Below are 24,828 nucleotides of genomic sequence, written 5' to 3' on the forward strand. Positions count from 1 at the left end.
TGTGGGAGATTCTATGTTGCAGGGAAACCCTGCAACCTTAAATTCGGCTGATATTCGCTCTGGTTTTTCATCAGCGCGAATGCCACCCGGCAGAGCTTGCGGGCGAGGATCACCAGGGCTTGGGTCTTTGCCAATCCTCGGGCCAGGTAGGACTCGTAATAGGGTTTCCAGGTCGGCGATCGGCTAGCGGCCATTGCTGCGTTGTGAGCAAGGCGCCGTAACTCCGAATCGCCCTTTTTACTCAGGTGCCGAGGACCGGCCTTCTTTCCGGAGTCTTTTGGTCTCAGATCCATCCCCAAGAAAGCGATGAATGCATCGCCACTGGCGAAATGGCCACGCATGAAGGCTGTCGCTAGACCCGTAGCCGTAAGATCACCAACCCCTTCAATGGCTTTGCAGCGCTTGATGTTTTCGGTGATGCCTGCCTCTTTGCTGACTTTGTGCAGCAACTTCTGAATGACCAGCTCAGCTTGTTTGAAGGACTTTAACTGCTGGGCCAATTCGTCCTTCAAAAGCGGTTCGCCCGACCAACTCAGCGTTAGGCTCACGCGCAAGTTGATAAGCTCTGCACGTCGGTGCAGTAAGCTTTTCAATAGCTTATAAGCCTGCGGAGGTGGGCTCCAGAGCCGCAGCCGTTCCTGCTCGCTGCTCAGGTAGCGCGCCAGCAAACGCGCATCGCAAGGGTCTGTTTTCGCCCGTTGGCCAATGCTTTCGCGGTAATGGCTCAACCGATAAGCGTCTACAACGTAAACCCGATGTCCCATTTCATGGGCGAGTTCAGCTGTGTCCAAGTGGTAAGTGCTGGTGGCTTCCAGGGCAATTGAGCTGTTGGCAGGTAGCGTTTTGAGCCAGCGGCCAAGAGCATCGCGGTCGTTGGTAATGGTTTGAATGGCTTTGAGGTCTTCGCGGTAGGCGACGACGTCGGCCTTGGCCACATCGATACCCAGAACCGTTGGTGAAGTAAGGATTGTCATAACAAATCCTCGGAGCTAGTGTTTAAGGGCTTGTCGGGGTCTACCCCAGCGCTGGCTTGCCTCTATCGTCGGTTTTCCCGATGAATTCCTTATCGGCGCTTGGGGTAGAAAGGGCGGGACGAGAAGTCTCCCACGGTCCGTACTGGCTAGAGTCGGAATCGGGCTTTTAGTCACCGCCCACCCCTTCAAGTTTAAACATACAAGCGGGCTTGCTCGCGAATGCGGTGTGTCAGTCACCGAGTTTGCTAGCTGATACACCGCATTCGCGAGCAAGCCCGCTCCCACATTTGGATCTCCACTCTGTGTAACGTCGTGTCCTGCCTGAAAATTCTTTCTGGTTATATAAGCATTCTTAAATAGTATTTTTAAGAATATCCGCGCTTATCTACTATCGCCCTCACGCCGCAAGCAGTGCCGCCACTGCCAGGCACTTCTCATTTCAGGAGCACGACCATGAGCGCATCTCTACGCAGCGTTGACGGCCAGGACGAAGCAGCCATTTTGCGCGAGATCCAGAGCGCATTGCGTGACCTGCGCTTTGGCGCAGTGGAAATCACCGTACACAACGCCCAAGTGGTGCAGATCGAACGCAAAGAGAAATTCCGCTTGCAGAGCCCGGGCAACAAACCGAGCTGAGGCAACACGGCGCTTCGATTGCGGGACCCGTACTTATAAGAAAAGCCAACACCCCAGAATTTCAGGAGCTTGTCTATGTCGTCGATTCGCCGTTATGCCCTGGCCGCCCTGGCCAGCGCCGTGTTTGCCGGTTCTGCTGTCGCCAAGGATTACGAGCTGCTCAACGTTTCCTACGATCCGACCCGTGAGCTGTACCAGGACTACAACGCCGAATTCACCAGCTTCTGGAAAAAAGCGCACCCTGGCGACAACGTGAAGATCCAGCAGTCCCACGGTGGTTCGGGCAAGCAAGGCCGGGCGGTGATCGACGGCCTGCGCGCCGACGTGGTGACCCTGGCCCTGGCCGGCGACATCGACGAAATTGCCAAGTTGGGCAAGACCCTTCCGCAGAACTGGCAGACCCGTCTGCCTGAGGCCAGCACACCGTACACCTCGACCATCGTGTTCCTGGTACGCAAGGGCAACCCCAAAGGCATCAAGGACTGGGGCGACCTGATCAAGAACGACGTGTCGGTGATCACGCCGAACCCGAAAACCTCCGGCGGTGCCCGCTGGAACTTCCTCGCCGCCTGGGCCTATGGCCTGAAGGCCGGTGGCAGCGAAGCCAAGGCCCAGGAATACGTGAAAGAACTGTTCAAGCATGTACCGATCCTCGACACCGGCGCGCGCGGTTCGACCATCACCTTCGTCAACAACGGTCAGGGTGACGTGTTGCTGGCCTGGGAAAACGAAGCGTTCCTGGCACTCAAGGAAGACGGTGGCGCCGACAAGTTCGACATCATCGTGCCGTCCCTGTCGATCCTCGCCGAGCCACCCGTGGCCGTGGTCGACAAGAACGCCGAGAAAAAGGGCAACACCGAAATCGCCACGGCGTACCTCAACCACCTGTACAGCCCGGCTGGCCAGGAGATCGCGGCAAAGAACTTCTACCGCCCGCGTGACAAGGATGTGGCCGCCAAATACGCCCAGCAGTTCCCGAAACTGGAGCTGGTGACTATCGACAAAGACTTCGGCGGCTGGAAAACTGCCCAACCGAAATTCTTCAATGACGGTGGCGTGTTCGACCAGATCTACACGGCCCAATAACCAACACGGCCTCCCTGTGGAATGCGGCTTGTGTGGGAGCGGGCTTGCTCGCGAAAGCGGTGTGCCAGTCAACGCATTTAGTGACTGACACGCCGCTTTCGCGAGCAAGCCCGCTCCCACAAAAACTCATTCCTGCAGTGGTATCTACCTGTTAACCAAGGACTTTTATGTCGCGTCGTATCTCCCCCGTCATACCCGGCTTCGGGCTGACGCTGGGCTACACCTTGGTGTACCTCAGCCTGATTGTGCTCATACCGCTGGCGGCCATGTTCGTCCACGCCGCCCAACTCACCTGGGATCAGTTCTGGGCCATCATCTCGGCGCCGCGAGTGTGGGCGGCGTTGAAGTTGAGCTTCAGTACGGCCCTGTACGCCGCGCTGATCAACGGCGTGATCGGTACGCTGCTGGCCTGGGTGCTGGTGCGCTACACCTTCCCCGGGCGCAAGATTATCGACGCGATGATCGACCTGCCGTTCGCCCTGCCCACCGCCGTGGCCGGTATCGCGCTGACCGCGCTGTACGCGCCGTCCGGCCTGGTTGGCCAGTTCGCCACGGACATGGGCTTCAAGATCGCCTACACCCCATTGGGCATCACCCTGGCCCTGACTTTCGTCACTCTGCCCTTTGTGGTGCGCACCGTGCAGCCGGTCTTGGCCGATATCCCCCGGGAAATCGAAGAAGCCGCCGCCTGCCTCGGCGCCAAGCCCTTGCAAGTGTTCCGCTACATCCTCGTGCCGGCGCTGCTGCCAGCGTGGCTGACCGGGTTTGCCCTGGCGTTTGCCCGAGGTGTGGGTGAGTACGGCTCAGTGATTTTCATCGCCGGCAATATGCCGATGAAAACCGAGATCCTGCCGTTGCTGATCATGGTCAAGCTCGACCAATACGACTACACCGGCGCTACCTCCATCGGCGTGCTGATGCTGGTGGTTTCCTTTGTCTTGCTGCTGCTGATCAACTTGCTGCAGCGGCGCATCGAACGTCCATAAGGAGGCGCGGAACATGTCCCAATCGTCTATTTCCGCCGCGTCCTCGGCCAACGCTGCCCGTCGTGGCAGTGCGGTTTCGCGACGTATCCTGATCGGCCTTGGCTGGCTGATTTTCGCCCTGTTCTTGCTGTTGCCACTGTTTATCGTGGTATCCCAGGGCCTCAAGCTCGGCCTCGGCGCATTCTTTGCCGCGATCTTCGAGCCGGACGCGCTGTCGGCATTGAAGCTGACGGTGATTGCGGTGCTGATCTCGGTGCCGCTCAACCTGGTATTCGGGGTCAGTGCGGCCTGGTGCGTGAGCAAGTACTCGTTCCGTGGCAAGAGCATGCTGGTGACCCTGATCGACCTGCCGTTCTCGGTCTCGCCGGTGATCGCCGGTCTGGTCTATGTGCTGATGTTCGGCGCCCAGGGCTTCTTCGGGCCGTGGTTGCAGGATCACGATATCCAGATCGTCTTTGCCTTGCCGGGCATCGTGCTGGCGACCATCTTCGTCACCGTGCCATTCGTGGCCCGCGAGTTGATCCCGCTGATGCAGGAGCAGGGCACCCAGGAAGAAGAAGCCGCGCGTCTGCTGGGCGCCAATGGCTGGCAGATGTTCTGGCATGTCACCGTGCCGAACATCAAGTGGGGCTTGATCTACGGCGTGGTGCTGTGTACTGCGCGGGCAATGGGTGAGTTCGGCGCGGTGTCGGTGGTGTCCGGCCACATTCGCGGCGTGACCAACACTTTGCCGCTGCACGTCGAGATTCTCTACAACGAATACAACCACGTCGCTGCGTTTGCGGTGGCGAGTCTGTTGCTGATCCTGGCGCTCTTCATCCTGCTGCTCAAGCAGTGGAGCGAGAACCGAATTAACCGCCTGCGCGCCGGTGCGGCTGAGGAATAAGTCATGTCGATCGAAGTCCGTAACGTCAGCAAGAACTTCAACGCCTTCAAGGCCCTGGACAGCATCAATCTGGATATCCAGAGTGGCGAGCTGGTGGCCTTGCTGGGCCCCTCCGGCTGCGGCAAGACCACCTTGCTGCGCATCATCGCCGGCCTGGAAACCCCGGACGCCGGCAGTATCGTGTTCCATGGCGAGGACGTGTCCGGCCATGATGTGCGTGATCGCAACGTCGGGTTTGTGTTCCAGCACTACGCGCTGTTCCGCCACATGACCGTATTCGACAACGTCGCATTCGGCCTGCGCATGAAGCCCAAGAACCAGCGCCCGAATGAAACCCAGATCGCGGCCAAGGTCCATGAATTGCTGAACATGGTGCAACTCGATTGGCTGTCGGACCGCTACCCGGAACAACTCTCCGGCGGTCAGCGCCAGCGTATCGCCCTGGCCCGCGCCCTGGCGGTGGAGCCCAAGGTGCTGCTGCTCGACGAACCCTTCGGCGCCCTGGATGCCAAGGTACGCAAGGAGCTGCGCCGCTGGTTGGCACGCCTGCACGAGGACATCAACCTGACCTCGGTATTCGTGACCCACGACCAGGAAGAAGCCATGGAAGTCGCCGACCGCATCGTGGTGATGAACAAGGGCGTGATCGAGCAGATCGGCTCACCGGGCGACGTCTACGAAAACCCGGCCAGCGATTTCGTCTACCACTTCCTGGGCGACTCCAACCGCCTGCACCTGGGCGAAGACCAGCACGTGCTGTTCCGCCCGCACGAAGTGTCGCTGTCACGCCATGAACTGGAAGATCACCATGCCGCGCAAGTGCGTGACATCCGCCCGCTGGGCGCCACCACGCGGATCACGCTGAAGGTCGAAGGCCAGAGCGAACTGATCGAAGCCGAAGTGGTGAAGGACCACGACAGCCTCACCGGGCTGACGCGGGGCGCGACGTTGTTCTTCAAGCCCAAGGTCTGGCAAAAAGCCTGAATCTTTGGCCTGCCCGATCAACTGTGGGGGTGGCTTGTGGGGGAGCTGGCTTGGTGGTGCTGGTGAAAAGGGTGTTCCAAACCGTCTGGGACATGTCCGAAGTCATCTCCGCCGCCAGTGGCCTGAGTGCTCTTGGTCGAGAGTCTTTAGGGGAGATTTGTAGGTACTTTTTCTTCGCTGTGTGGGCAGCTTCCGAAACTTAAATTCCTCCCGGTTTTATGCCCCGCCAGCTTGTGCGATACGCCTTTTAGTTACTTATATTCCGACGCCATATTCATTACATCAAGGATGTAGGAGATGACGCAGGCGTATATCAATGAGCGCACCATTGATTATCACAGTTTGAAAACCCAGCTTTTGCGCCTCACCAGTCAGCAGTCGGCGGAGCAGTTCGATGCGCTGAACCTGCACCTGCGTCATAGCTTGGTAACGCCCGGGCAAATGGTGATTGTGCCTGACGAATACGCTGTTGCCTGCACCCTCAATGACGCGTGGTTGATGCGCCATGCACAGGAAATCCGTCGTGCCCTGGAGTTGAATTCAGCGGCTGGGATTGCCGTCATCAATAACTACGATTTATTGCAGAGCCTGTTGGGGTATACCTCACTGGGTGTGGGGGCCGGCAGTTCGGGTTGGGCACGGCATCTGGATGAGGTCCGGCATACGCTGGAGGAAGTCGAGCGCCTGCATCAGCAACTCAAGAGTGGGGCCCTGGATCGGGAGGCGTTCATTCGTCAGCGCCAGGGGTTGTTCCAGCGCCTGGACACTCAACTGAAGGGCGCAGCTCGGTTTGGTACGAGCTTGCAGGGCAATACGTCGTTAAAAAAAGTGCTGGGGATATCGACCAAAAGCTATCTGCACAAGAGTGAGATAGCGGGCTATGCGCAGCGAATCCGGAGCATTGCGCAGACGTCGCGGTTCTTGGGCAAGGGCACGTATGTGGGGTTAGCGCTGGATGTGGGCGTGGCGGGGTTGGCGATCAAGGAGGGGTGCATGACGGGGCGAGAGGCGCAGTGTCGGCGGGCGCAGTATGTGGAAGGGGCGAGATTGGTAGGGGGTGTTAGCGGTGCGGCCGGAGGTGGAAAGTTGGGCGCGTATGTTGGGCGATATGTCTGTACGACCGTCTTGGGAGTTGTGACTAAGGGAAAAGGGGGGCTTGTGTGTGGAATTATCGGTGGTATTGCAGGTGGCTCTGCTGGAGGAGATAAATTGGGTACAGCGGCAGCCAAACACGGCGAAATTTTGTACGAAACAATCGAACACTGACTATGACTGATGAGCTTTTTTTCTCTGCCTTGCCCTTGCTTGAATCCCTTGTTCTTGTAGGGCTTTTATTGTTCGTTGAATACACAAAGCTGGAAGAACTGGAGAGTTATTTCAGCGAAAACGAAGTGGTGCAGCGAAACAAACGTTTTTGGTCGAAAAACCGCCACATCGACAAAACGATGCGAATGAGTGTGATCGTCTGTTTCCTGTTTCACCCTGCCAGGTACATCAAGCTTGGCGATGTAAGTCATGAGGAGCTTGCCGCCATTCCATTAGCGCTCAAACGCTGGGTTGTCTGGCCCTGTTACTGGGGTTTTTTCTGGTTGTTTCGCTGCACGGTATCGCTCCTGTGGGATAAATTTCACTGACGCTGCACACTCAAACCACCAAATCCTTACGCTTCACCCGCACCGGCCCCGACCGCTCCTCGATCTGCCGCTTGAGGTCATGCCGCAACCCCGCCAGGAACGCCAGTTCCGCCACCACAAACAGTGGCCCCACGATCAGCCCGGACACGTCATCGACAAAGGCCGGTTTGCGCCCCTCGTAGTAATGGCCGACAAACTGGATCACCCAACCCACCACAAACAGGCCGATACCACTGCTGAGCCACACCAGCGTGCTTTGCGCTGCCAGTACATGCCCGGCCCATACCGACAGGCCCATCAGTACGCTCATCAACATGCCAAGCGCCAGTTCCAGGCGCAGGTAGAACCCGGCGGCAAACACCGCCAGCAACACTGCAGGCGACAGCCACAGGCCGGCCACTTGCGATTCGGGGCGCGACAGCAGTACGGCGACGGCGACGACGATCATGGGGATGCCGATAAAGTGGCTGACGATGTTGCGCGGGTCGCGGTGGTAGGCGGCGTATTGGCTGAGGTGGTCGACGAGGCTTTTCATTGTTATTCCTCCTGTAGGATGCTTGATCATGCCCTGTAGGACTGCGACAAACTGTCAACTGGGCGACAATCTTTGGAGTTCTCATGGACGCAGAGTCTTGGCATGCACGGTTGTCCAGCGGCCACTGGTACCGTCATCTGCCTGCTCCCTTGCAGCATAGCTTGCTGGCCCACGCCCGCGTGCGGCAGTTGGCGGCGGGGCAGGTGCTGTTCAAGCGTGGCGACCCGCCGTGCGGCCTGTACGCGGTGCTGGAGGGCAGCCTGCGCATCAGCGCGGTGAACGAGCAGGGCAAGGAGGCGTTGTTGAGTCTGGCGCAAGCGCCTTTCTGGTTTGGCGAAATCGCCGTGTTCGACGGCCTGCCGCGTACCCACGATGCGTGTGCGGTCGGGCCTTGCACCCTGTTGCAGGTGCCGCAGTCGGCGATGCTGCACTTGCTTGCGCAAAGCCCGGCCTATTGGCGGGACATGGCCTTGCTGATGAGCCAGAAGTTGCGGCTGAGCTTTATCAATATCGAGCAGTTGAGCCTTGCACCCGCGTCGGTGCGGTTGGCCCATCGGTTGTGGATGATTGCCGAGGGGTATGGCGAGATCGATGGCTCGCGGCGTGTGGTGCAGTTGGCGCAGGAGGACTTGGCGGCGATGCTGGGGGTGTCGCGCCAGACGACCAATGCGCTGCTCAAGGAGCTGCAAGGGCAGGGGGTTGTGCGGTTGGGGTATGGCGAGATTGAAATACTTGATGCACCGCGGTTGCGGGAGATGGCGCAGGGTTGACGCGGCGTCTTAAAGGCCGCCTCGCCACAAGTCATTGTTCGCTCTTCGAGTATGGCTGAGCTTTCAAGGATGTTAAAAGGGCGGAACCCTTAGGGTTTATAAATTGCTCTGGCTTCGCCATTTTTATCAACCACGCCTGTAAGTTCGCGAACGATGCTATAGCTCCCTCCATCATCATTGGTTTCTTGATCCGCAATCCGGACTGAAAGTGATTCTCCGGGTGCGTAGCCTACTGTTTTAATAAGAATCCCCACCGCTCCTCCATTACTGGACGTTGTGATTTCGCTGCTGAAATCGCTCGTCATCCACGTGGCAGAGATAATTTTTTTGTTGTCGTTATCAAGTGAAGCCTCCGTGGGTTTCGTGCTTTTTATTGGGTCAGCTGCAGACGCGTTGCTAAAAATGATGATTAATGTGGCTAATAGACAGCGGGTGATTGTTTGCATAAGTCGGGTCATGGGATTTATTTGTGTTTTATCAGGTAGAGTTCTTCGTTTGCTGAAAACAACGAATACGTTAATGCCGGCATTGTGTAATAGGCGAAATTATTGAGGAGGGTTTCTTTGGGCGGGAACGCTGTACCTTTAAAATCAGAACGTGACAAACTGCCTTTGTTTTTGAATTTAAAAATAACGTCGGCTATTGTGACTTGGTAATACCCTATGCCCTCCCAGGTATAATTCATGCTGCAACCACTGCTGCCAGCATTTTGGGCGCAATATTTGCTGTAAGTCTGCTTTTCAAAGTAGGGAATAGTGATGTTGGAGGGTGGTGTATATCGTCCGAAGCCACGTTCGACGTCTGTGAAGTCTTTAAATAGCGTATTGAAACCGGATAATCGTTTGCCGCTGAAGTCACTCGTCAGTGAGTTGCCGTAGAGGACATACCATTTGCCGGTAGTGTTAAGGTAGTATACTTTTCGGATACGCCTTTTATTTTCGTGGGCGCTGATTTTTTCATAGGTTTCAACATCGTCCAGGCGTGCGCTTTTTTTTGTGATTTCTTTGTAGTACGCATCGACCTGTTCTGTACTCCAAGCCAAGTCCTGGTTGATGGGAGTAAATGGTCTTTTTGTTTTGTCGCCATTTAACGGCCAGGTAGAGTAATAGCTGTTTTCTTTGTTGACCAAAAAAGTGCCGCCAACCAATTGCTCGTCCCCGGTTTTTTTTGCTATCAGGAAGCTTCTTGAAAATTGATGGCTATCAATGATATTGCCTGAGGTATTCAGTTTGTAGAAAGTGTGCTGGCGAGTGTGGTCGTCAACATCTGTGGCAATTTCAATAATGATGTTGTTTGTTGTTTTGTTGAGGCTGTGTTCCACTGTGGAACGTGGTGGGACTTTAAACTTTTCGACGGTATAGTTTTCAAATTCGGTAATTTCATCGATATACTTGTAGTCTGAAAATTCAGTAGGTAATTTTTCTTCGGGAGATAACCGGCCGGACTCGTGGACGCCACAGCTTGTTGTCAGTAGAGCGAAGAATATAGACGTGGCGCCGAGTGAGAGGGTGAAGTTCATAATACGTCCGCCCTGCGTGAAGGGTCTTCTCATTTACAGTGTCCAGCACCTATACCATTACTCAGCTTACTCTGCCAGTTGACTGTTGATCGTAAAATAAAATGTAGGGTTTTCCTGATGACTGTTTCTAGCTGTGTCGAAAGACACCGTTAAGTAGAGACCTGACGACCCTTAGGTCAACGCGCTAAAAAGCAGGACTTTGCGCGATCAAGGTATTTCTCATTAGCAAGCAATAAACGCCAGGGGCAGGTCACGGATCTGTTCACGCAGCGGCGGCTGGTAGTGGTCGTCGCTGATCAGTTCGTGCAGCAGTTCTTCGCGCAGTTGGTGGAAATCAAAGCTGCTGCGCTGGCGCGGATGGGGCAGGGCGATATCCACCACCTGCTTGATCCGTCCGGGCCGGGGCTCCATCACCACCACGCGGTCGGCGAGGAAAATCGCTTCCTCCACATCGTGGGTCACTAGCACTGTGGTGATCTTCGCGCGGGCACGGATCGCCAGCAGCTCATCCTGCATCTGTTGGCGGGTCAGGGCATCGAGAGCGCCGAAGGGCTCGTCCAGCAGCAGGATACGTGGGCTGGCCACCAGGCCACGGGCAATCGCCACCCGCTGCGCCATGCCGCCAGACAATTGGTGCGGGTAGGCGCGGGTGAAATCGGTGAGGCCCACCAATTCGATAAAGTCCGTGATGCGCTGTTGGCGCTGGGCCTCGCTCAAGGGCTCGTTGACCAGGCCCAGGCCGATGTTTTGCGCGACCGTCAGCCACGGGAACAAACGGTGTTCCTGGAACACGATGCCGCGCTCGCCGCCGATGCCTTCCACGGCCTTCCCATCGACGCGGATCTCGCCACGGAACTGCGTGTCCAGGCCGATCAGCAGGCGCAGCAGCGTGGATTTTCCGCAGCCGCTGGAGCCGACAATCGCGACGAACTCGCCTTCGGCGATATCCAGGTTGAATTCGCGAATGGCTTCCAGCTCGAAGCCATCGACGTCGAAGGTCTTGCCCACATGGTTGAAGCTGACAATAGGTGCAGTCATGCGTGTCTCCAGCGCGTGGCGCGGGTTTCGATGCGTTGGCCGATAAGGTTGAGTGCTGCGCCGGTGAGGCCGACCAGGAGCATGCCGCTCATGATCAGGTCCATGCGCAGCAACTGTTGGGCGCCGATCATCAAACTGCCGATGCCACCGTTGGACGGCATGAAATACTCGGCGCCGATGGTGCCCAGCCAGGCGTAGATCAGGCTCAGGCGCAGCCCGGCGAAAATCCCCGCTGCCGCCCCTGGCAATACCAGGCGACGCAGGCGCAAGGCCAGGCTCAGGCGCAGCACCTGGGCGGCTTCATTGAGCTGTGGCGAGAGGTTCAGCACACTGCGTTGGGTGGCGATAAACAGCGGGAAGAACGCGGCCAGGGCGATAAACACCGACTTGGCCAACTCGCCCAGGCCGAACCAGGCGGTGAGCAGCGGCACCCAGGCAAAAATGGCGATCTGACGCAGGGCCGCCAGGGTCGGGCCGAGCACTCGCTCACTGCGGCGTGACAGGCCCAGCCACAGGCCAAGGGCAAAGCCCAGGCCGCCGCCCAGGAGCAACCCGCTCAAGGTGCGTCCCAGGCTTTTGCCCAGGGCGCTGAGCAGGCTGCCATCGAATACGCCGCTGGCGGTGGTGTGCAACACGGTCCAGGGGCTGACGAGGATATTGGGATCGACCCAGTCCAGGGCGGTCGCCGACTGCCACAGCGCCAACAGGCTCAAGGGCAGCAACCACGGTTGCAGGCGTTGCCAGCCTTGGTAGCGTGGGCCACGACGGATCTGCGCGGTAGCGGGATGGGGCCAATGCACCCACTTGCGATCCAGCCAGCCAATGCCGCGATCCATCACCACGCCCAGCACCCCAATGACCACGATGCACACAAACACGATATCGAGCATGAACAACTGCCGCGCCCAGACCATCAGGTAACCAATACCTTCGCTGGAGGCCAGCAGCTCCACCGCCAGCAGTGAGGTCCAGCCGGCGGCCAGGGCCAGGCGTACCCCGGCCATGAACGCGGGCAATGCAGCGGGCAGGATCAGGCGGTGGATCAACAGATGGCTGGGCAAGCGCAGCACGCGTGCAGCCTCACGCAAACCGGGCTGGGCATCGCGCACGCCGACCAGGGTGTGCAGGGTCACGGGCACCACAATGGCCTTGACCAGCACCACCAGCTTGAGGGTTTCGCCAATCCCGAAAAACACCATGAACAGCGGGATCCAGGCCAGGGTCGGGACTTGCGACAGGGCGCTGAAGGTCGGGAACACCAGGCGCTCGGCACGGGCACTGAAGCCCAGCAGCGCGCCCAGCAACGCCCCGGCCCCGACGCCCGCCAACAGCCCCCAGAACAGACGTTGCAGGCTGATCGCCAAGTGGCTCCACAACTCGCCGCCGGCCAGTTCCACGGCACTGCTCCAGACCAGCGAAGGCGCCGGCAGGATCTGCTCGCTCATCCAGTGATTGCGGCTGGCCAGCCACCACAGGGCAAACAGCGTGAGTGGCAGCAGCCATGGCAGCAGGCGTTCACTCAGGTTCGGCCAATGTGCCCGCCCACCCTTGGCAGGGGCGGCGAGCGGCAGGCTCAACAGTGAAATTCGGGCCATGGAAGACCTCCGGTGTCGGCGAGTGCGTTATGTTATTTTGATCTTATAAACAAACAATCAAGATTATTTAGGGATAAGAAAAACCATTTAAAGCCTCTGCCCGACACGCATCCAATGCATTTGGAGAATATTTTCCATGCTGTTGATGCATAACCCTCTGGCGCCGGGGCCGCAGTGCGCATAGATCAAAAAGCTATTAAATTGTGAATTTATAGTATTTAAAGTTTTGACCGCGTTGTGCGTACTTTCTGCTCCCCAGGCCACCGTCGCCCACAGGAGCACACTCTATGAAATTGCCCTTCAAACGCTTGATCACCCTGGTCGCAGGCACAGCGCTCGCCGGGCTGGTACACGCCGCCGACCTCAAGGAAATCCGTATTGCCGTGCCCGACCTGAGTGCCGGCACCCAGAACAGCGGTGGTGGCCTGACGGATGTCCTGAGGAGCCAGCAGATCTTTGAAAAAGCCTTCGCCGATCAGGGCATCAAGATCCAGTGGAATTACTTCAAGGGCGCCGGCCCCGTGATCAATGAAGCCTTCGCCAACGGCCAGGTAGACCTGGCTTACCTGGGCGATCTGGCAGCGATCATCGGCCGTTCCAATGGCCTCGATACCCGTCTGCTGAGCGCCACCGCTCGCGGGGTTAAACAATACCTGGGCGTGGTACCGGGCTCCGGGATCACAACCTTGCAGGACCTGAAGGGCAAGCGCGTGGCGGTGTTTCGCGGCACGGCCACCCAACTGTCCCTCGACGGCGCCCTGGCCAGCCAGGGTTTGAGTGAAAAGGACCTGAAAATCATCAACCTGGACTTCAACGCGGCCGTGGCCGCCCTGGCCGCCAAGCAGATCGATGCGACCTGGGGCGGGTCGAACCTGAGTTCACTACAGGCCAAGGGCCTGGCCGAAATCCCCCTGACCACCAAGGACCTGGGCGGCGCGGGCAGCGTGCAGGCGGTGCTGGTGGGCAGTGGCAAATTTGTCGACGCCCATCCCGAGGTGGTGGCCAAGCTGCTCAAGGCCCAGCAGCAGGCGGTGCAGTGGTTGACCGATGACAACAACAAGCAGGCGTATATCGAACTGGTGTCTGGGCTGGCGAGTTATCCGCCGGTGATTTTGACCAATGATTTGAAGGATCAGAAACTTAGCGAGATTTTCCCGTCGACCCTGGATCCGGTGTTCCTGGGCAAGCTGCAGGATGCGGTGGATCTGGCGTCGAAGGAGCGGCTGATTCGCAAGCCGTTCCAGGTCAGTGATTGGGTGGTGCCGGGGTTGGCGGCGGCTGGGATCTGAAATCTACAGTGCATGAACTGGCCTCATCGCAGGCAAGCCCGCGATGGCGCCTGCTAGACCGCCACATCCACCTCCTGCCGATCCACCGCCACCAACGTCTCGATCATCGCCTTGGCCGCCGGCGACAAACGCGAACCGGTGCGGCTGACTATCCCGCACCGCGCACTCATGGTCTCCATGTTCTGTGGCAGGTTGCGCCAGTGCAGCAGCACCAGTGCGCCCCGGGCGATGTCCTCGGCAAAAGCCTCCTCGGTGCCCACGCCAATGGCGTTGGACTGCAACACGATCTTCACCAGCGCTGGAAAGTGCTCGGTCTGGATGCTCGGTGAGAAATCCATGCGCCCGCTCAGGTTCGCCAGCAGTTTGCGAATGCCCTGGGAGATCAGCGGCGACGCCAGCGGGTAATCGAACATGTCGTTGGTCGAGAGGCTGTCCTTGGCCAGCAGCGGATGCCCCGGCCTGCAGAAGAATACCCCGCGCTTGGCCGTCAGCGCCCGGGTCTGGAAATTCGGATCGGCTTCGAACTGGCGGATGTCGGCGATAAAGAATTCGATCTCTTCCCGGCTCAAGCTGCGGCTCAGCGTTTCCCAGTTATCCACCTGGAAGCGCGTACGGATTTTCGGGTGTGCGTTGACGAATCTCGCCACGGCATCCGGTACCAGTTTCACGGCTGGCGCCGGGCCGCAACCGAAGCGCAGCTCGCCTGCATCGAGCTTGGTCATGCGCGTGACTTCACTGCTCAACAGGGCGGCGCCATGCACCAGGCTCAAGGCATGTTGCAGCACCACCTGGCCTTCCGGGGTGGGGCGCAGATCCTTGTGGCCACGGTCCACCAGCACGCAGCCGAACTCCTGTTCCAGGCCCTGGATGCTGCGGCTGAACGCCGGTTGCGTGATGCCCATGGCGTCGGCCGCGCGGACAAAACTGCGGTGTTCGTTAAGGGCGATGAAGTAGCGCAGTTGGCGAAGATCCATATGCTTTCCCGGCATTTTAAAAATAGGTCGAAGGCATTTGCGACCAGGGGAGCTGAGGTTTTAAATGCAAGCTCTTATTCCGTCAACGAAGCATATGTTCATTTGCTAGACCTAAATTGCATATGAATAGAGCGTTGGCGCAGCGTCACCCCACCGTAAGCAGACACATGAGGGTCATCCAATGAGCAATGCCGCACTCGCTGTTCAACCCGTCGCCCTGGCGCTGGATATTCACCCGGTTGCTGGGCGTATCGGCGCCGAGATCCGGGGCATCAAACTGTCCGGCGATCTGGATGCCGCCACGGTCGAAGCCATCCAGCACGCGCTGGTGCAGTACAAGGTGATCTTCTTCCGCCAGCAGACCCACCTCGATGACCAGAGCCAGGAAGCCTTCGCCCACTTGCTCGGCGAGCCGATTGCCCACCCCACGGTGCCGGTGCGCGATGGCACGCGTTTTCTGATGGAACTGGACGGCGGGCGCGGCCAGCGTGCCAACTCCTGGCACACCGACGTGACCTTCGTCGATGCGTACCCCAAGGCCTCGATCCTGCGTTCGGTGCTGGCGCCGGCATCGGGTGGCGACACGGTTTGGGCCAACACCGCCAGCGCCTACAACGACTTGACCGCCGAGGTGCGTGCCCTGGCCGACACCCTGTGGGCGGTGCACAGCAACGAATACGACTACGCCGCGCGCAAGCCGGATGTGGCGCCGGAAAAGCTTGAGGAGTACCGCAAGATCTTCACCTCGACGGTATACGAGACCGAGCACCCGGTGGTGCGCGTGCATCCGGTCAGCGGCGAAAAAACCTTGCTGCTGGGGCACTTTGTCAAACGCCTGAAGGGCTATTCGCAGGCCGATTCCGCGCACCTGTTCAACCTGCTGCAAAGCCACGTCACCCGCCTGGAAAACACCGTGCGCTGGCGCTGGAACACCGGTGACGTGGCGATCTGGGACAACCGCGCCACCCAGCATTACGCAGTGGATGACTACGGCACCCAGGAACGCATCGTGCGCCGCGTGACCCTCAAGGGCGATGTGCCGGTGAGCGTGCAGGGGCAGCGCAGCCAGACCACCAAAGGCCTGTAGCCCACCGCAGATCAAATGTGGGAGCGAGCAAGCCCGCTCCCACACAAGCCCGCGTCCCACAAGGGATTTGGGTGTTTACCAGACGCCGATCTGCACCACCTTCTCTGCCTCTGGCTCTCCATAGCGAAACTGTTGACCACGCAGATCAATCTCGGTGTGGCTGATGGTGGTGCGCCGCTTCAAACCCCGCAGCCATTCGAACAGATAGCCCTGATGCATTTCGCGTACCTGGGTATACGCCGGGTCTGCGCCCAAGTCGTGCAATTCCTGCGGGTCGTTTTCCAGGTCGAACAGCTGGGCGCGAAAGCCGTCATACGCCAGGTATTTCCAGCGCTCGCTGCGCACCATGGTCATGCGGCAACGGTCGATGGGTTGCGCCAGGCGCTCGCGGGCCGGGGCCTGGAACGCATAGTCGTATTCAGCGATGGCGTAGCGGCGCCAATCCGTTTCTACGCCATGCAGCAGGGGGATCAATGAACGGCCTTCCAGACGATGCTCGGCGCTCGGCAAGCCCAGGGCCTCAAGGAAGGTCGGCAGGGCGTCGATGGTTTCCACCAGGCGCCTATCCGTCGTGCCCCGGCTGATATCGGCCGCGGCGCGTGGGTCGCGCACGATCAGCGGAATGCCCACTGCCGGCTCCAGCAGAAACTCTTTTTCGCCCAAGTGGTGATCGCCGAGGAAGTCGCCATGGTCGCTGGTAAACACAATCAGCGTGTCATCCCAGCGGCCATTGCTTTGCAGCACATCGAACAGGCGGCCGAGCTGGTCATCGACCTGCTTGATCAGGCCCATATAGGTGGGAATCACCCGCAGCCGCACTTCGTCGCGGGAGAAATTCACGCTCTCCTGGTGTTGGCGAAACGCCTGGTACACCGGGTGATCGCTGGCCTGCCCGGGCTTGGCGCGAATCGGTGCCTGCACCTGATCGACGCCATACAGCGCGTGATACGGCGCGGGCGCGATATAGGGCCAGTGCGGCTTGATGTAGGACAGGTGCAGGCACCAGGGTTGCTCGCCTTGCTCGTGGATAAAGTCGATGGCGCGGTCGGTGGTGTAGACCGTTTCCGAATGCGCCTCGGCTACTCGTGCCGGCAAGTGGGCGTTGCGCATGTGCCAGCCGCTCAGGACTTCCCCGGCTTCGCCGGCTGCGGCGTTGGCCCATTCATGCCAGGGGTTGCTCCCGGCATATCCTTGCTCGCGCAGGTAATGGGTGTAGGACGCGGACTCGCGTTTATCTGCGAACAGCGGGCTGTCTGGGAAGATCCCGTCATGGCGCAAATACGCCTCGAAACCGACCTCATTGAGGGGCTGCGCTTGTGCGCTGTCGGGGTCGATATCCAGGCGTTGCAAGGCGTCGAGATTGGGCGTGGCGTGGGTCTTGCCCACCAGCGCGGTACGGATGCCATGGGGGCGTAGGTAGTCGCCAATCGTCAGCTCTTCGAGTGGCAACGGCACCGCGTTCCACGCTACCTGATGGCTGCTGACGTAGCGCCCGGTATAGGCCGACATCCGCGACGGCCCGCAAATCGTGCCCTGGGTGTAGGCGCGGCTGAAACGCACGCCAGAAGCGGCCAAGCGGTCGATATTGGGCGTGTGCAGGTGGGCGTGGCCGTAGCAGGAGAGGTAATCGCGACGCAGTTGGTCGCACATGATGTAGAGCACATTGCGTACGTGGGGCATGAGGGTCACCGGATGAGGGGCAGGTGAGGGTTTTCGCTGGTTGCAGGGGGTTGAGGCAAGTGCATTTGGGGAATGGGGTTTATGCAGTGGGTGCATGGCTTGCCTGCGATAGCGGTGGCTCAGACCGCAAAGTTCTCCAGCGAGCACACCTCGTCATCCTGCTCATCCACCTGCTTGATCTGCTCGATCATTGCCTCGGCCAACGGTGACAATCGATACCCGGCGCGGCTGACGATGCCATAGCGGGTGTAGCGCTCCTCCAGGTCCTCGGCCAACCCCTCGATCGTCAACCGCACAAGCTCGCCCCGGGTCAGGTGCAGCGCATCGCTGTTGGCGCTGACGATGCCGATGGCGTCGGAACGCAGCACCACGCCCAGCAGGCTGTAGCCGTTCTCGCACTCGACATTGGGCGTGTAGTCGGGGCGGCCGCTGAGGTCGACGATGACCTTGCGCAGGTTCGGCGGGCGGATGGTCACGGCCAGGGGATAACTCATCAGCTCGGCAGCGCTGACAGTTTCCTGCTGGGCCAACGGATGGCCGCTGCGGCAGCAGAAGTGCCACTTTCGCGGGCGCAGGCGGTAGGTCTGGTAGTCCGGGTTGGCTTCGAAGTGGCGGGTGTCGGCGACGAAAAACTCGAACTCTTCACTGAGCAGGCGCTTGCCCAGGCTTTGCCAGTCGTCCACCTGGAACTGCACCCGTGCCTTGGGGTAGCGCCCGATAAAACTGCCGATGGCCCGTGGCACCAACCCGGAGGCCGGTGCGGGGCCGCAACCAAAGCGCAGCTCGCCGGCTTCCAGGCCATTGAACTGGCTGATCTCGTTGGCCAACTGCTGGGCACCGCTGACCAGCCGCCGCGCATGTTCAAGCAGCACCTGGCCTTGTTTGGTCGGGGCCAGGTCCTTGCGCCCGCGATCCACCAACTGGCACCCGGCGCTGTGTTCCAGGGCCTGGATGCTGCGGCTGAAGGCCGATTGCGACAGGTTCACCGTGGCCGCGGCGGCGACAAAGCTGCGTTGTTCGGCGAGGGCGATGAAGTGGCGGAGTTGGCGCAGATCGATATGCATTTTTCACATTAAAAATATCGGGGAAATGCATTGGCTATGCATTAGGTCGACTCCTTATAAAGGCTATCTCTTATGCAGTAAAAGCTTGTAAAAACATAAATAAATAACTTTAAAGAATATGTGATTGTGCATATTCCTCGATTCCGGAGCCGCTCATGAGTGTGTCGAAGCCTGCTGTACCGTCCTCTGCCTGGCGGCTCAAGCGCCTACCCCTGGCGTTATTGCTGGCGGGCAGTGCCAGTTGGTCACCGAGCCAGGCGGCTGAAGCGCCAGCACCCGCGAGCAAGGGCGAGAGCGCCAGTGGGCAACTGGAGACGGTCACCGTGACTGCACGCCGACGCACCGAAAGCGCCCAGGACGTGCCCACGCCCATGAGTGTGGTGGGTGGGCAGGCCCTGGAGAGTCAGCGAATTTATCGGATCCAGGATCTGCAACAGCTGGTGCCCAGCGTCAACGTCGCCTACATGCATGCGCGTCAATCCAGCGTGTCGATTCGCGGGCTGGGCAATAACCCGGCCAGTGACGGCCTGGAGGGCAGCGTCGGCCTGTACATCGACAACGTGTACCTCGGGCGCCCGGGCATGGCGGTGTTTGACCTGATGGACATCGAGCAGCTTGAGGTGTTGCGCGGCCCGCAAGGTACGTTGTTCGGCAAGAACACCACGGCCGGGGTCATCAATATCAGCACCCGCGCGCCAAGTTTTACCCCGGAGCGCAGCATCGAAACCTCAGTGGGCGAGGACGGTTACTTCCAGACCAAGGGCACGATTTCCGGGCCGCTCAACGATGAACTGGCCGGGCGTTTTTCCGCCTATCGCACGCGCAGCGATGGCGATATCAAGAACGAATACAACGGTCACGATCTCAATGGTGGTTCACGCCAGGGCTTTCGCGGGCAGTTGCTGTACAAGCCCAACGAGGCATTCAACCTGCGCTGGATCGGCGACTACAACGAAGAAGCTTCCAGCGCCGGCACCCGTGTGTTGTACAGCACCGGGCCGACCATCAATGGCGTCAACCAATATGAGTCCAGGGCGCGGGCGGCCGGGGCGACCCTGGTCAACGGTTCCCACCGCAAGGTCAACCTAGACAACGACCAGCGTGTCACGGTGTTCCAGGGCGGGACGTCCCTTGAGGCCAATTGGACCCTGCCCAGCGACTTCACCCTGACGTCGGTCAGTGCCTATCGCTGGTGGAATTTCACCCCGCGCAACGACGACGGCCTCAACGTGCCGGCGTCCTATAACGCTGGCGTGTCGGTGGAAGATAAGCAGTGGTCCCAGGAGTTCCGGCTGGCGTCACCGACCGGTGGCTTCTTCGATTACGTGCTCGGGGCCTACTACTTCGGCTCTGACTTGGACAATAAATCCTTCGCCTATTACGGGCCCCAGGCTGATATCTGGAACGGCACGCCGACAGGGGCCTTGAGCAATGTCACCAGCATTGGCAATGGGCATATCCGCACCGACAGTTTTGCCTTGTTCGCCCAAGGGACCTGGCACCTGACCGAACGCCTGGATTTCACTGCTGGCCTGCGCGGTACCTATGAAGAAAAAAGTGCCTGGGTCAGCCGCAACGCGCCAGAGGGTGGTGCAACGGTAGCCGGCGCGGCGGCTACCGCACGCCGTGGTCGTGCCGGTGCCTACGATTCCGGTGATCTCAGCCAGTACAGCACCAGCCCCTCCGGTTTACTGAACCTCAGCTACCGTTTCAGCGATGACCTGCTGGGCTATGCGACCTTGTCCCATGGCGAGAAGTCCGGCGGGGTCAACCTGGTGGTGGGCTCTGCACCGACCGCTGGTGCGGACTCACTGTTGATTGGTACCGAGCGTGCCAACAACGCCGAACTGGGTTTTAAAAGCACGCTGTGGGACCGCCGCCTGCAACTTAATGCCAACCTGTTCTGGACCCAGGTCAACGGATATCAGACCAACGCCTACGATGCCGGCAACCGCGTGCAGTACCTGACCAACGCCGGTTCCGTACGCTCCCGTGGGGTCGAGTTGGAAAGCACCCTGGTGCCGATCCGGGGGCTGACGCTGAATATCAATGGCTCGTTCAACGACGTGCGTTACCTGTCGTACAAAGATGCGCCATGCCCACCGGAAGTCAGCCTGCGCCCAGGCGCACCGGCCTCGTGCGACCTCAGCGGGCATCAAGTGGTAGGCGCCTCGAAGTGGATTGCCAACGCCAACGGTGAGTACAAGTGGAACCTGGACAACGGCTTCGAACCCTATGTCACCGCCAGCTATGCCTATCGCTCGAAGGCGGTGGGCACGGTCGAGGATTCGGACTATGGGCAGATTCCCGGTTATGGGCTGGTCAACCTGTCCACGGGTTTGCGTGGCGACTTCCAGCAGGGCCAGTGGGATGTGTCGTTGTGGCTGAAAAACGCCTTCGACAAAACCTACTACACCACCCTGTGGACAGGCGGCAACGGTGGCTATGAAGGGCTGCTGGGCACCCCGCGCACCCTGGGCGTGACCGGGCGCTACGACTTCTAGCCACCGATCACCTGTAGGAGCGAGCTTGCTCGCGAAGAACGCCCAGACAACACGGTTAACCTGATTCTGCGCGTTATCGTTAACGTTTTTCGCGAGCAAGCTCGCTCCTACAAAAAATCAGCAAGCCGTTTTCTAGGTGGGGACGGCGGCGCTGCGGTAAACGGTGGCTATGAAGGGCTGCTGGGCACCCCGGGCGCTACGACTTCTAGCCACCGATCCCCTGTAGGAGCGAGCTTGCTCGCGAAGAACGCCCAGACGACGCGGTTAACCTGGTTCTGCGCGTTATCGTTAACGCTTTTCGCGAGCAAGCTCGCTCCTACAAAAATCAGCAAGCCGTTTTCTAGGTGGGGACTGCGGCGGTGCGGTAGGTGGCCGGGCTGAACACCCGGGTCACCACCAGCATCGCAATCACCGTCACGGTCAGCACCACCCAGGCGCTGACAAAACTGCCGGTGAGTTCGCGCAGCCAGCCGGTCATCCATGGCGACACGGCATTGATCAAGAAGCCCACGCCTTGTACGAATGCCGCCAGTTGCCCGGCTTCGCGCGGGTCGCGGCGATGGTCCAGGGTCAGCAGCAGGCTCAGGGCAAAGCACGCCCCCAGGCCGAAGCCGACCAGCGCCACCCACAGGTGTGGGTATTGCAGCGGCGCCAACAGCAGGCCGAGGTAACCCACGGTCTGAGCCAGCAAGCTGATGGTCAGCAAGGGCCGGCGATCGATGCCGCGTTGCGCCAGCGCCGGCATCAACAGCGCGGCAATCACCTGGAAAATCGTCATGAACGCCAGCAGCGAGCCGCTGGGCAGCACGCCCCAACCCAGTTGCTGGTAGTACGCCGGCAGCCACGCCACCATGCTCATATACCCGCAGTTCACCAGGCCGAAATACAGCGCCAGTAACCAGGCGCGGCGATTGCGCAGGCCTTGGAGCGGCGCCGTCACCTGTAGGTTTTTCGCCGCGCCTAACGGTAGCCATGCCCACAGCAACAAAGCGCCGAGCGCCGGCAGCAGCCAGATGCCCAGGCCGGCCTGCCAGTGCTGGAAATGGCTGGCGACCAGCGGGCTGAGCAGCGCCGCCAAACCACCGCCACCCATCAACGAGGCCGAATACACCCCCATCGCCAGCGGCACCCGCTGGTGAAACTGACGCTTGATCATCGCCGGCACCAGCGCCTGGATCAGCGCCACGCCAGCCCCGCCCAGCAGCGCCGTGGCCAGCAATGCGGGCGCCTGTGCCAGCAGCCAGCGCGCCAGGCACGCCAGCAGAATCATCATCAAACCCAGGGCGATCCCGCGTCGTTCGCCCAACTGCGCTTCGACCCGGATGCCCACCAGCGCCACCAACCCCATGCACACCACCGGCAGGCTGGTGAGCAAGGCACTGCTCTGGAAACTCAGGCCGGTAGCCAGGCGGATTTCCCCGAGCAATGGGCTGATCGAGCTGAGAATCGGCCGCAGGTTCAGGCCCAGCACCACCAGCAGGCCCCAGCCGGCGAGGGATTTATTGAGCGTCATGCAAAGCCTTCCAGTGCGCATAAAGCGTTTGCATTGCCGCTTGTGGCAGGTGCTGTACGGGCAGTTTCTGCGCGGCCAGCGGTAGCGCCACTTGCTGGTAAATCGCCGCAGTCGACAGACCGAAAGGCGCCGCCATTTCATTGCTCGCGGCAAACACCACGCGGGACACACCACACAAGTACATTGCCCCCAGGCACATCGGGCACGGTTGGCCGCTGGCGTAGATCACGCAGCCCTCAAGGCTGGTGCCGAGGGTTTGGCTGGCCGTGCGAATGGCGAGCATCTCGGCGTGGGCGGTAGGGTCCTGGCTGAGGTGAATCTCGTTGACCGCTTCCGCCCGCACTTCACCCTCCTTGACCAGGACTGCGCCAAACGGCCGTCCGCCGCGGGCCACGTTGCCCTGCGCCAGGGCGACGGCACGTTGCAGCCAGGTTTGATCGTGCTGTGGGCTCATTGGGCACCTGCTTCTTTCAGAAGTTTGGCGATGGCAACCTGGCCACGTTTTTGCGCCTGTTGCAGCGGGCTGACGCCGTTGCGATCAGGCAGGTTCACGTCGGCGCCCGCGGCGATCAACAGGGCGACGATCTGCTGGTGCGGCGGCCCGCCGTCCGAAAGCACGATGGCCTCCATCAGGCCGGTCCAGCCCAGGCGGTTGACATGGTTGACGTCGACGCCGGCATCGATCAACAGGCGCACAGTCTGCACGTGCCCACGTTCACATGCTGGAATAAGGGCGGTGCCGCCGTAGCGATTGGTGCTCTTGAGGTCGGCGCCATGGGCCAGGGTCATGGCCAGGATTTCAGTGTGGCCGCTGGCACCGGCCAGCAGGTAAGGGCTGTCTTGCATCAGGTTCTTGCGGTTCACGTCGGCCCCGGCCTCGATCAGGACGCGGGCGATATCGACGCGATTGGCCTCGGTGGCCAGTAACAATGGAGTGCTGCCGTCGATGGCGCGGGCATCCCGATCGGCGCCCTTGGCCAGCAGTTGCTCGACCTGGGGCAACTGCCCGGCGCGTACGGCATCGAGCAGGCTTTTTTCGGCAGCCATAGTGCTACTTGCCACTATCAAACCCAGCGTCAGAACGGCCGCTTTGAAAGGAATACGCCATGCCATGAGAACCTCGTTTCAGTGCAATGAGCAGGAAGTATGGCCACCGGCTGGGGTATTCTGAAATTAAATATAACCATGCCAACCAGTGGCTAATACGATGGTGATGCCCATGTTCGATCCCGTGCTGTTGCGCAGTTTTATCGCCGTCGTCGATTGCGCGAACTTCACTCGTGCGGCCGAGCGGTTGCACCTGACTCAATCCACGGTCAGCCAGCAGATCCGCCGTCTGGAAGACAGCACCGGATGCCAGTTGCTTGACCGCGACCAGCGCCGGGTGGTGGCGACGGTCGAGGGTGAGCGCTTGCTGGCCTATGCGCGGCGCATCCTGGCGCTCAATGAAGAAGCCGCCGACGTGCTGATCAACCAGCAGAGCGATGGCGTGCTGCGCCTGGGCGTGCCTGAAGACTTCGCCGCCGAGCGCTTGATGCCGTTGCTTTCGGCGTTTGTCGTGGCCTATCCACGGGTGCGCCTGGAGGTCACCAGCGGCCTGGGGCCGGCGCTGCTGCGCCAGTATCGCGGCGGTGAGTTCGATGTGTTGCTGGTCAAGCAGATGGGCGACAGCGACGACTGCCTGGCCTCCTGGCCGGAGCCATTGTGCTGGGTCGACAGCCGCCGCATGCCAGCCCTGGGCCGCGACCCATTGCCGTTGGTGGCGTTCCCGGTGGGCGGCCTGTACCGCAATGAAATGCTCCAGCACCTGGAGGTGGGTGGCTGGCGTTGGCGCATTGGCTATTCCAGTGCGAGCCTGGCCAGTGTGTGTTCGGCGGTGGCGGCGGGGTTGGGCATCAGCCTGTTGCCGGAGCGGGTGGTGCAGGCCGGGCATGTGGTGCTCGGCGCCGACAGCGGTTTACCCGCAGTACAGGGCGTGCGGCTGGCGCTGTATGGGCGCAATGGGATGGGGGCGGCGGGGCAGAGCCTGCAGCGTCAATTGTGGGATTTATGCGAGGCCAACCCGCGCTGAGGC

Annotated in this window: 24 protein-coding genes; 12 read left to right on the plus strand and 12 right to left on the minus strand. The window is 60.1% G+C overall.

What is annotated here, in order from left to right:
* Nucleotides 1-11: 11 nt before the first annotated feature.
* A complete protein-coding gene (locus BFQ03_RS27630) occupies nucleotides 12-974 on the minus strand; it encodes an IS110 family transposase (protein WP_065942825.1) in 963 nt (320 codons plus the stop codon).
* A 453-nt stretch (nucleotides 975-1,427) separates the two neighbouring features.
* On the opposite strand from BFQ03_RS27630, the gene oscA reads away from it, so the two are divergent.
* The 7 genes from oscA to BFQ03_RS27665 all read left to right on the plus strand — a co-directional run bounded on the left by oscA (nucleotide 1,428) and on the right by BFQ03_RS27665 (nucleotide 7,186).
* Entirely contained in the window at nucleotides 1,428-1,610 is a 183-nt protein-coding gene (gene oscA, locus BFQ03_RS27635) for a sulfur starvation response protein OscA (protein WP_029299482.1), read from the plus strand.
* Nucleotides 1,611-1,685: 75 nt separating this feature from the next.
* The gene (locus BFQ03_RS27640; RefSeq protein WP_032856531.1) at nucleotides 1,686-2,696 is read left to right on the plus strand and encodes a sulfate ABC transporter substrate-binding protein; all 1,011 of its coding nucleotides are present in this window, start codon (nucleotides 1,686-1,688) and stop codon (nucleotides 2,694-2,696) included.
* 167 nt (nucleotides 2,697-2,863) lie between these two features.
* A complete protein-coding gene (gene cysT / locus BFQ03_RS27645; RefSeq protein WP_032856532.1) occupies nucleotides 2,864-3,682 on the plus strand; it encodes a sulfate ABC transporter permease subunit CysT in 819 nt (272 codons plus the stop codon).
* A gap of 13 nt (nucleotides 3,683-3,695) precedes the next feature.
* The gene (cysW, locus tag BFQ03_RS27650) at nucleotides 3,696-4,568 is read left to right on the plus strand and encodes a sulfate ABC transporter permease subunit CysW (RefSeq protein WP_029299486.1); all 873 of its coding nucleotides are present in this window, start codon (nucleotides 3,696-3,698) and stop codon (nucleotides 4,566-4,568) included.
* 3 nt (nucleotides 4,569-4,571) lie between these two features.
* Entirely contained in the window at nucleotides 4,572-5,552 is a 981-nt protein-coding gene (locus BFQ03_RS27655) for a sulfate/molybdate ABC transporter ATP-binding protein (RefSeq protein ID WP_032856533.1), read from the plus strand.
* 297 nt (nucleotides 5,553-5,849) lie between these two features.
* Complete coding sequence (locus tag BFQ03_RS27660) at nucleotides 5,850-6,818, plus strand: hypothetical protein (RefSeq protein ID WP_065944453.1); 969 nt, start codon at nucleotides 5,850-5,852, stop codon at nucleotides 6,816-6,818.
* 2 nt (nucleotides 6,819-6,820) lie between these two features.
* Nucleotides 6,821-7,186 (plus strand): hypothetical protein, encoded by a 366-nt coding sequence (locus BFQ03_RS27665; RefSeq protein ID WP_032856535.1) that lies wholly within the window; start codon nucleotides 6,821-6,823, stop codon nucleotides 7,184-7,186.
* Between the two features lie 10 nt (nucleotides 7,187-7,196).
* Here the strand turns inward: BFQ03_RS27665 and BFQ03_RS27670 are convergent, their stop codons facing one another.
* The gene (locus tag BFQ03_RS27670) at nucleotides 7,197-7,721 is read right to left on the minus strand and encodes an Mpo1 family 2-hydroxy fatty acid dioxygenase (RefSeq protein WP_032856536.1); all 525 of its coding nucleotides are present in this window, start codon (nucleotides 7,719-7,721) and stop codon (nucleotides 7,197-7,199) included.
* Between the two features lie 83 nt (nucleotides 7,722-7,804).
* Here BFQ03_RS27670 and BFQ03_RS27675 point away from each other — a divergent pair, with 83 nt between their 5' ends.
* Nucleotides 7,805-8,491, plus strand: a complete 687-nt coding sequence (locus BFQ03_RS27675) for a Crp/Fnr family transcriptional regulator (RefSeq protein WP_032856537.1) — start codon at nucleotides 7,805-7,807, stop codon at nucleotides 8,489-8,491.
* 89 nt (nucleotides 8,492-8,580) lie between these two features.
* Here BFQ03_RS27675 and BFQ03_RS30120 read toward each other — a convergent pair whose 3' ends face one another.
* From BFQ03_RS30120 to BFQ03_RS27690, 4 genes are all read right to left on the minus strand, one after another.
* Nucleotides 8,581-8,937: a hypothetical protein gene (locus BFQ03_RS30120; RefSeq protein WP_139115755.1), complete on the minus strand. Its 357-nt coding sequence runs from the start codon at nucleotides 8,935-8,937 to the stop codon at nucleotides 8,581-8,583.
* Between the two features lie 17 nt (nucleotides 8,938-8,954).
* Nucleotides 8,955-10,010, minus strand: coding sequence for a hypothetical protein (locus BFQ03_RS27680; protein WP_032856538.1), 1,056 nt, complete (start codon nucleotides 10,008-10,010; stop codon nucleotides 8,955-8,957).
* 222 nt (nucleotides 10,011-10,232) lie between these two features.
* A complete protein-coding gene (locus tag BFQ03_RS27685; RefSeq protein ID WP_032856539.1) occupies nucleotides 10,233-11,048 on the minus strand; it encodes an ABC transporter ATP-binding protein in 816 nt (271 codons plus the stop codon).
* On the minus strand, nucleotides 11,045-12,643 hold the full coding sequence (locus BFQ03_RS27690; RefSeq protein WP_065944454.1) for an ABC transporter permease: 1,599 nt from the start codon (nucleotides 12,641-12,643) through the stop codon (nucleotides 11,045-11,047). The genes BFQ03_RS27685 and BFQ03_RS27690 overlap by 4 nt, the downstream gene beginning before the upstream one ends.
* Before the next feature lie 287 nt (nucleotides 12,644-12,930).
* Here BFQ03_RS27690 and BFQ03_RS27695 point away from each other — a divergent pair, with 287 nt between their 5' ends.
* Nucleotides 12,931-13,932: an ABC transporter substrate-binding protein gene (locus BFQ03_RS27695; RefSeq protein WP_032856541.1), complete on the plus strand. Its 1,002-nt coding sequence runs from the start codon at nucleotides 12,931-12,933 to the stop codon at nucleotides 13,930-13,932.
* A 53-nt stretch (nucleotides 13,933-13,985) separates the two neighbouring features.
* Here the strand turns inward: BFQ03_RS27695 and BFQ03_RS27700 are convergent, their stop codons facing one another.
* The gene (locus BFQ03_RS27700) at nucleotides 13,986-14,906 is read right to left on the minus strand and encodes a LysR family transcriptional regulator (protein ID WP_065944455.1); all 921 of its coding nucleotides are present in this window, start codon (nucleotides 14,904-14,906) and stop codon (nucleotides 13,986-13,988) included.
* A gap of 181 nt (nucleotides 14,907-15,087) precedes the next feature.
* On the opposite strand from BFQ03_RS27700, the gene BFQ03_RS27705 reads away from it, so the two are divergent.
* Nucleotides 15,088-15,993, plus strand: a complete 906-nt coding sequence (locus BFQ03_RS27705) for a TauD/TfdA dioxygenase family protein (RefSeq protein WP_065944456.1) — start codon at nucleotides 15,088-15,090, stop codon at nucleotides 15,991-15,993.
* Nucleotides 15,994-16,068: 75 nt separating this feature from the next.
* Here BFQ03_RS27705 and BFQ03_RS27710 read toward each other — a convergent pair whose 3' ends face one another.
* The gene (locus BFQ03_RS27710; RefSeq protein ID WP_065944457.1) at nucleotides 16,069-17,673 is read right to left on the minus strand and encodes an alkaline phosphatase family protein; all 1,605 of its coding nucleotides are present in this window, start codon (nucleotides 17,671-17,673) and stop codon (nucleotides 16,069-16,071) included.
* Between the two features lie 119 nt (nucleotides 17,674-17,792).
* Nucleotides 17,793-18,737 (minus strand): LysR family transcriptional regulator, encoded by a 945-nt coding sequence (locus BFQ03_RS27715; protein WP_032856545.1) that lies wholly within the window; start codon nucleotides 18,735-18,737, stop codon nucleotides 17,793-17,795.
* A 155-nt stretch (nucleotides 18,738-18,892) separates the two neighbouring features.
* Here BFQ03_RS27715 and BFQ03_RS27720 point away from each other — a divergent pair, with 155 nt between their 5' ends.
* Entirely contained in the window at nucleotides 18,893-21,241 is a 2,349-nt protein-coding gene (locus BFQ03_RS27720) for a TonB-dependent receptor (RefSeq protein ID WP_065944458.1), read from the plus strand.
* A 340-nt stretch (nucleotides 21,242-21,581) separates the two neighbouring features.
* On the opposite strand, the gene BFQ03_RS27725 is transcribed toward BFQ03_RS27720, so the two are convergent.
* From BFQ03_RS27725 to BFQ03_RS27735, 3 genes are read right to left on the minus strand one after another with little or no spacing between them, the layout of a single operon-like run.
* Nucleotides 21,582-22,754 (minus strand): CynX/NimT family MFS transporter, encoded by a 1,173-nt coding sequence (locus BFQ03_RS27725; protein WP_065944459.1) that lies wholly within the window; start codon nucleotides 22,752-22,754, stop codon nucleotides 21,582-21,584.
* Nucleotides 22,741-23,208 carry a nucleoside deaminase gene (locus BFQ03_RS27730; protein WP_065944460.1) on the minus strand — a complete coding sequence of 156 codons (468 nt, stop codon included), beginning with the start codon at nucleotides 23,206-23,208 and terminating at the stop codon, nucleotides 22,741-22,743. Before BFQ03_RS27730 ends, BFQ03_RS27725 begins: the two co-directional genes overlap by 14 nt.
* Nucleotides 23,205-23,801 carry an ankyrin repeat domain-containing protein gene (locus BFQ03_RS27735; protein ID WP_223232736.1) on the minus strand — a complete coding sequence of 199 codons (597 nt, stop codon included), beginning with the start codon at nucleotides 23,799-23,801 and terminating at the stop codon, nucleotides 23,205-23,207. Before BFQ03_RS27735 ends, BFQ03_RS27730 begins: the two co-directional genes overlap by 4 nt.
* A gap of 172 nt (nucleotides 23,802-23,973) precedes the next feature.
* On the opposite strand from BFQ03_RS27735, the gene BFQ03_RS27740 reads away from it, so the two are divergent.
* The gene (locus tag BFQ03_RS27740; RefSeq protein WP_065944462.1) at nucleotides 23,974-24,825 is read left to right on the plus strand and encodes a LysR family transcriptional regulator; all 852 of its coding nucleotides are present in this window, start codon (nucleotides 23,974-23,976) and stop codon (nucleotides 24,823-24,825) included.
* Nucleotides 24,826-24,828: the final 3 nt, after the last annotated feature.

This window comes from Pseudomonas sp. 25 R 14, assembly GCF_900004755.1.
Taxonomy (GTDB): Bacteria; Pseudomonadota; Gammaproteobacteria; order Pseudomonadales; family Pseudomonadaceae; genus Aquipseudomonas; species Aquipseudomonas brenneri.

Excerpts from the sequence above, each read along its gene's own strand:
- BFQ03_RS27630 (WP_065942825.1), bottom strand. The coding sequence starts at position 974 with ATGACAATCCTTACTTCACCAACGGTTCTGGGTATCGATGTGGCCAAG.
- oscA (WP_029299482.1), top strand. The coding sequence starts at position 1,428 with ATGAGCGCATCTCTACGCAGCGTTGACGGCCAGGACGAAGCAGCCATT.
- BFQ03_RS27640 (WP_032856531.1), top strand. The coding sequence starts at position 1,686 with ATGTCGTCGATTCGCCGTTATGCCCTGGCCGCCCTGGCCAGCGCCGTG.
- cysT (WP_032856532.1), top strand. The coding sequence starts at position 2,864 with ATGTCGCGTCGTATCTCCCCCGTCATACCCGGCTTCGGGCTGACGCTG.
- cysW (WP_029299486.1), top strand. The coding sequence starts at position 3,696 with ATGTCCCAATCGTCTATTTCCGCCGCGTCCTCGGCCAACGCTGCCCGT.
- BFQ03_RS27655 (WP_032856533.1), top strand. The coding sequence starts at position 4,572 with ATGTCGATCGAAGTCCGTAACGTCAGCAAGAACTTCAACGCCTTCAAG.
- BFQ03_RS27660 (WP_065944453.1), top strand. The coding sequence starts at position 5,850 with ATGACGCAGGCGTATATCAATGAGCGCACCATTGATTATCACAGTTTG.
- BFQ03_RS27665 (WP_032856535.1), top strand. The coding sequence starts at position 6,821 with ATGACTGATGAGCTTTTTTTCTCTGCCTTGCCCTTGCTTGAATCCCTT.
- BFQ03_RS27670 (WP_032856536.1), bottom strand. The coding sequence starts at position 7,721 with ATGAAAAGCCTCGTCGACCACCTCAGCCAATACGCCGCCTACCACCGC.
- BFQ03_RS27675 (WP_032856537.1), top strand. The coding sequence starts at position 7,805 with ATGGACGCAGAGTCTTGGCATGCACGGTTGTCCAGCGGCCACTGGTAC.
- BFQ03_RS30120 (WP_139115755.1), bottom strand. The coding sequence starts at position 8,937 with ATGCAAACAATCACCCGCTGTCTATTAGCCACATTAATCATCATTTTT.
- BFQ03_RS27680 (WP_032856538.1), bottom strand. The coding sequence starts at position 10,010 with ATGAACTTCACCCTCTCACTCGGCGCCACGTCTATATTCTTCGCTCTA.
- BFQ03_RS27685 (WP_032856539.1), bottom strand. The coding sequence starts at position 11,048 with ATGACTGCACCTATTGTCAGCTTCAACCATGTGGGCAAGACCTTCGAC.
- BFQ03_RS27690 (WP_065944454.1), bottom strand. The coding sequence starts at position 12,643 with ATGGCCCGAATTTCACTGTTGAGCCTGCCGCTCGCCGCCCCTGCCAAG.
- BFQ03_RS27695 (WP_032856541.1), top strand. The coding sequence starts at position 12,931 with ATGAAATTGCCCTTCAAACGCTTGATCACCCTGGTCGCAGGCACAGCG.
- BFQ03_RS27700 (WP_065944455.1), bottom strand. The coding sequence starts at position 14,906 with ATGGATCTTCGCCAACTGCGCTACTTCATCGCCCTTAACGAACACCGC.
- BFQ03_RS27705 (WP_065944456.1), top strand. The coding sequence starts at position 15,088 with ATGAGCAATGCCGCACTCGCTGTTCAACCCGTCGCCCTGGCGCTGGAT.
- BFQ03_RS27710 (WP_065944457.1), bottom strand. The coding sequence starts at position 17,673 with ATGCCCCACGTACGCAATGTGCTCTACATCATGTGCGACCAACTGCGT.
- BFQ03_RS27715 (WP_032856545.1), bottom strand. The coding sequence starts at position 18,737 with ATGCATATCGATCTGCGCCAACTCCGCCACTTCATCGCCCTCGCCGAA.
- BFQ03_RS27720 (WP_065944458.1), top strand. The coding sequence starts at position 18,893 with ATGAGTGTGTCGAAGCCTGCTGTACCGTCCTCTGCCTGGCGGCTCAAG.
- BFQ03_RS27725 (WP_065944459.1), bottom strand. The coding sequence starts at position 22,754 with ATGACGCTCAATAAATCCCTCGCCGGCTGGGGCCTGCTGGTGGTGCTG.
- BFQ03_RS27730 (WP_065944460.1), bottom strand. The coding sequence starts at position 23,208 with ATGAGCCCACAGCACGATCAAACCTGGCTGCAACGTGCCGTCGCCCTG.
- BFQ03_RS27735 (WP_223232736.1), bottom strand. The coding sequence starts at position 23,801 with ATGGCTGCCGAAAAAAGCCTGCTCGATGCCGTACGCGCCGGGCAGTTG.
- BFQ03_RS27740 (WP_065944462.1), top strand. The coding sequence starts at position 23,974 with ATGTTCGATCCCGTGCTGTTGCGCAGTTTTATCGCCGTCGTCGATTGC.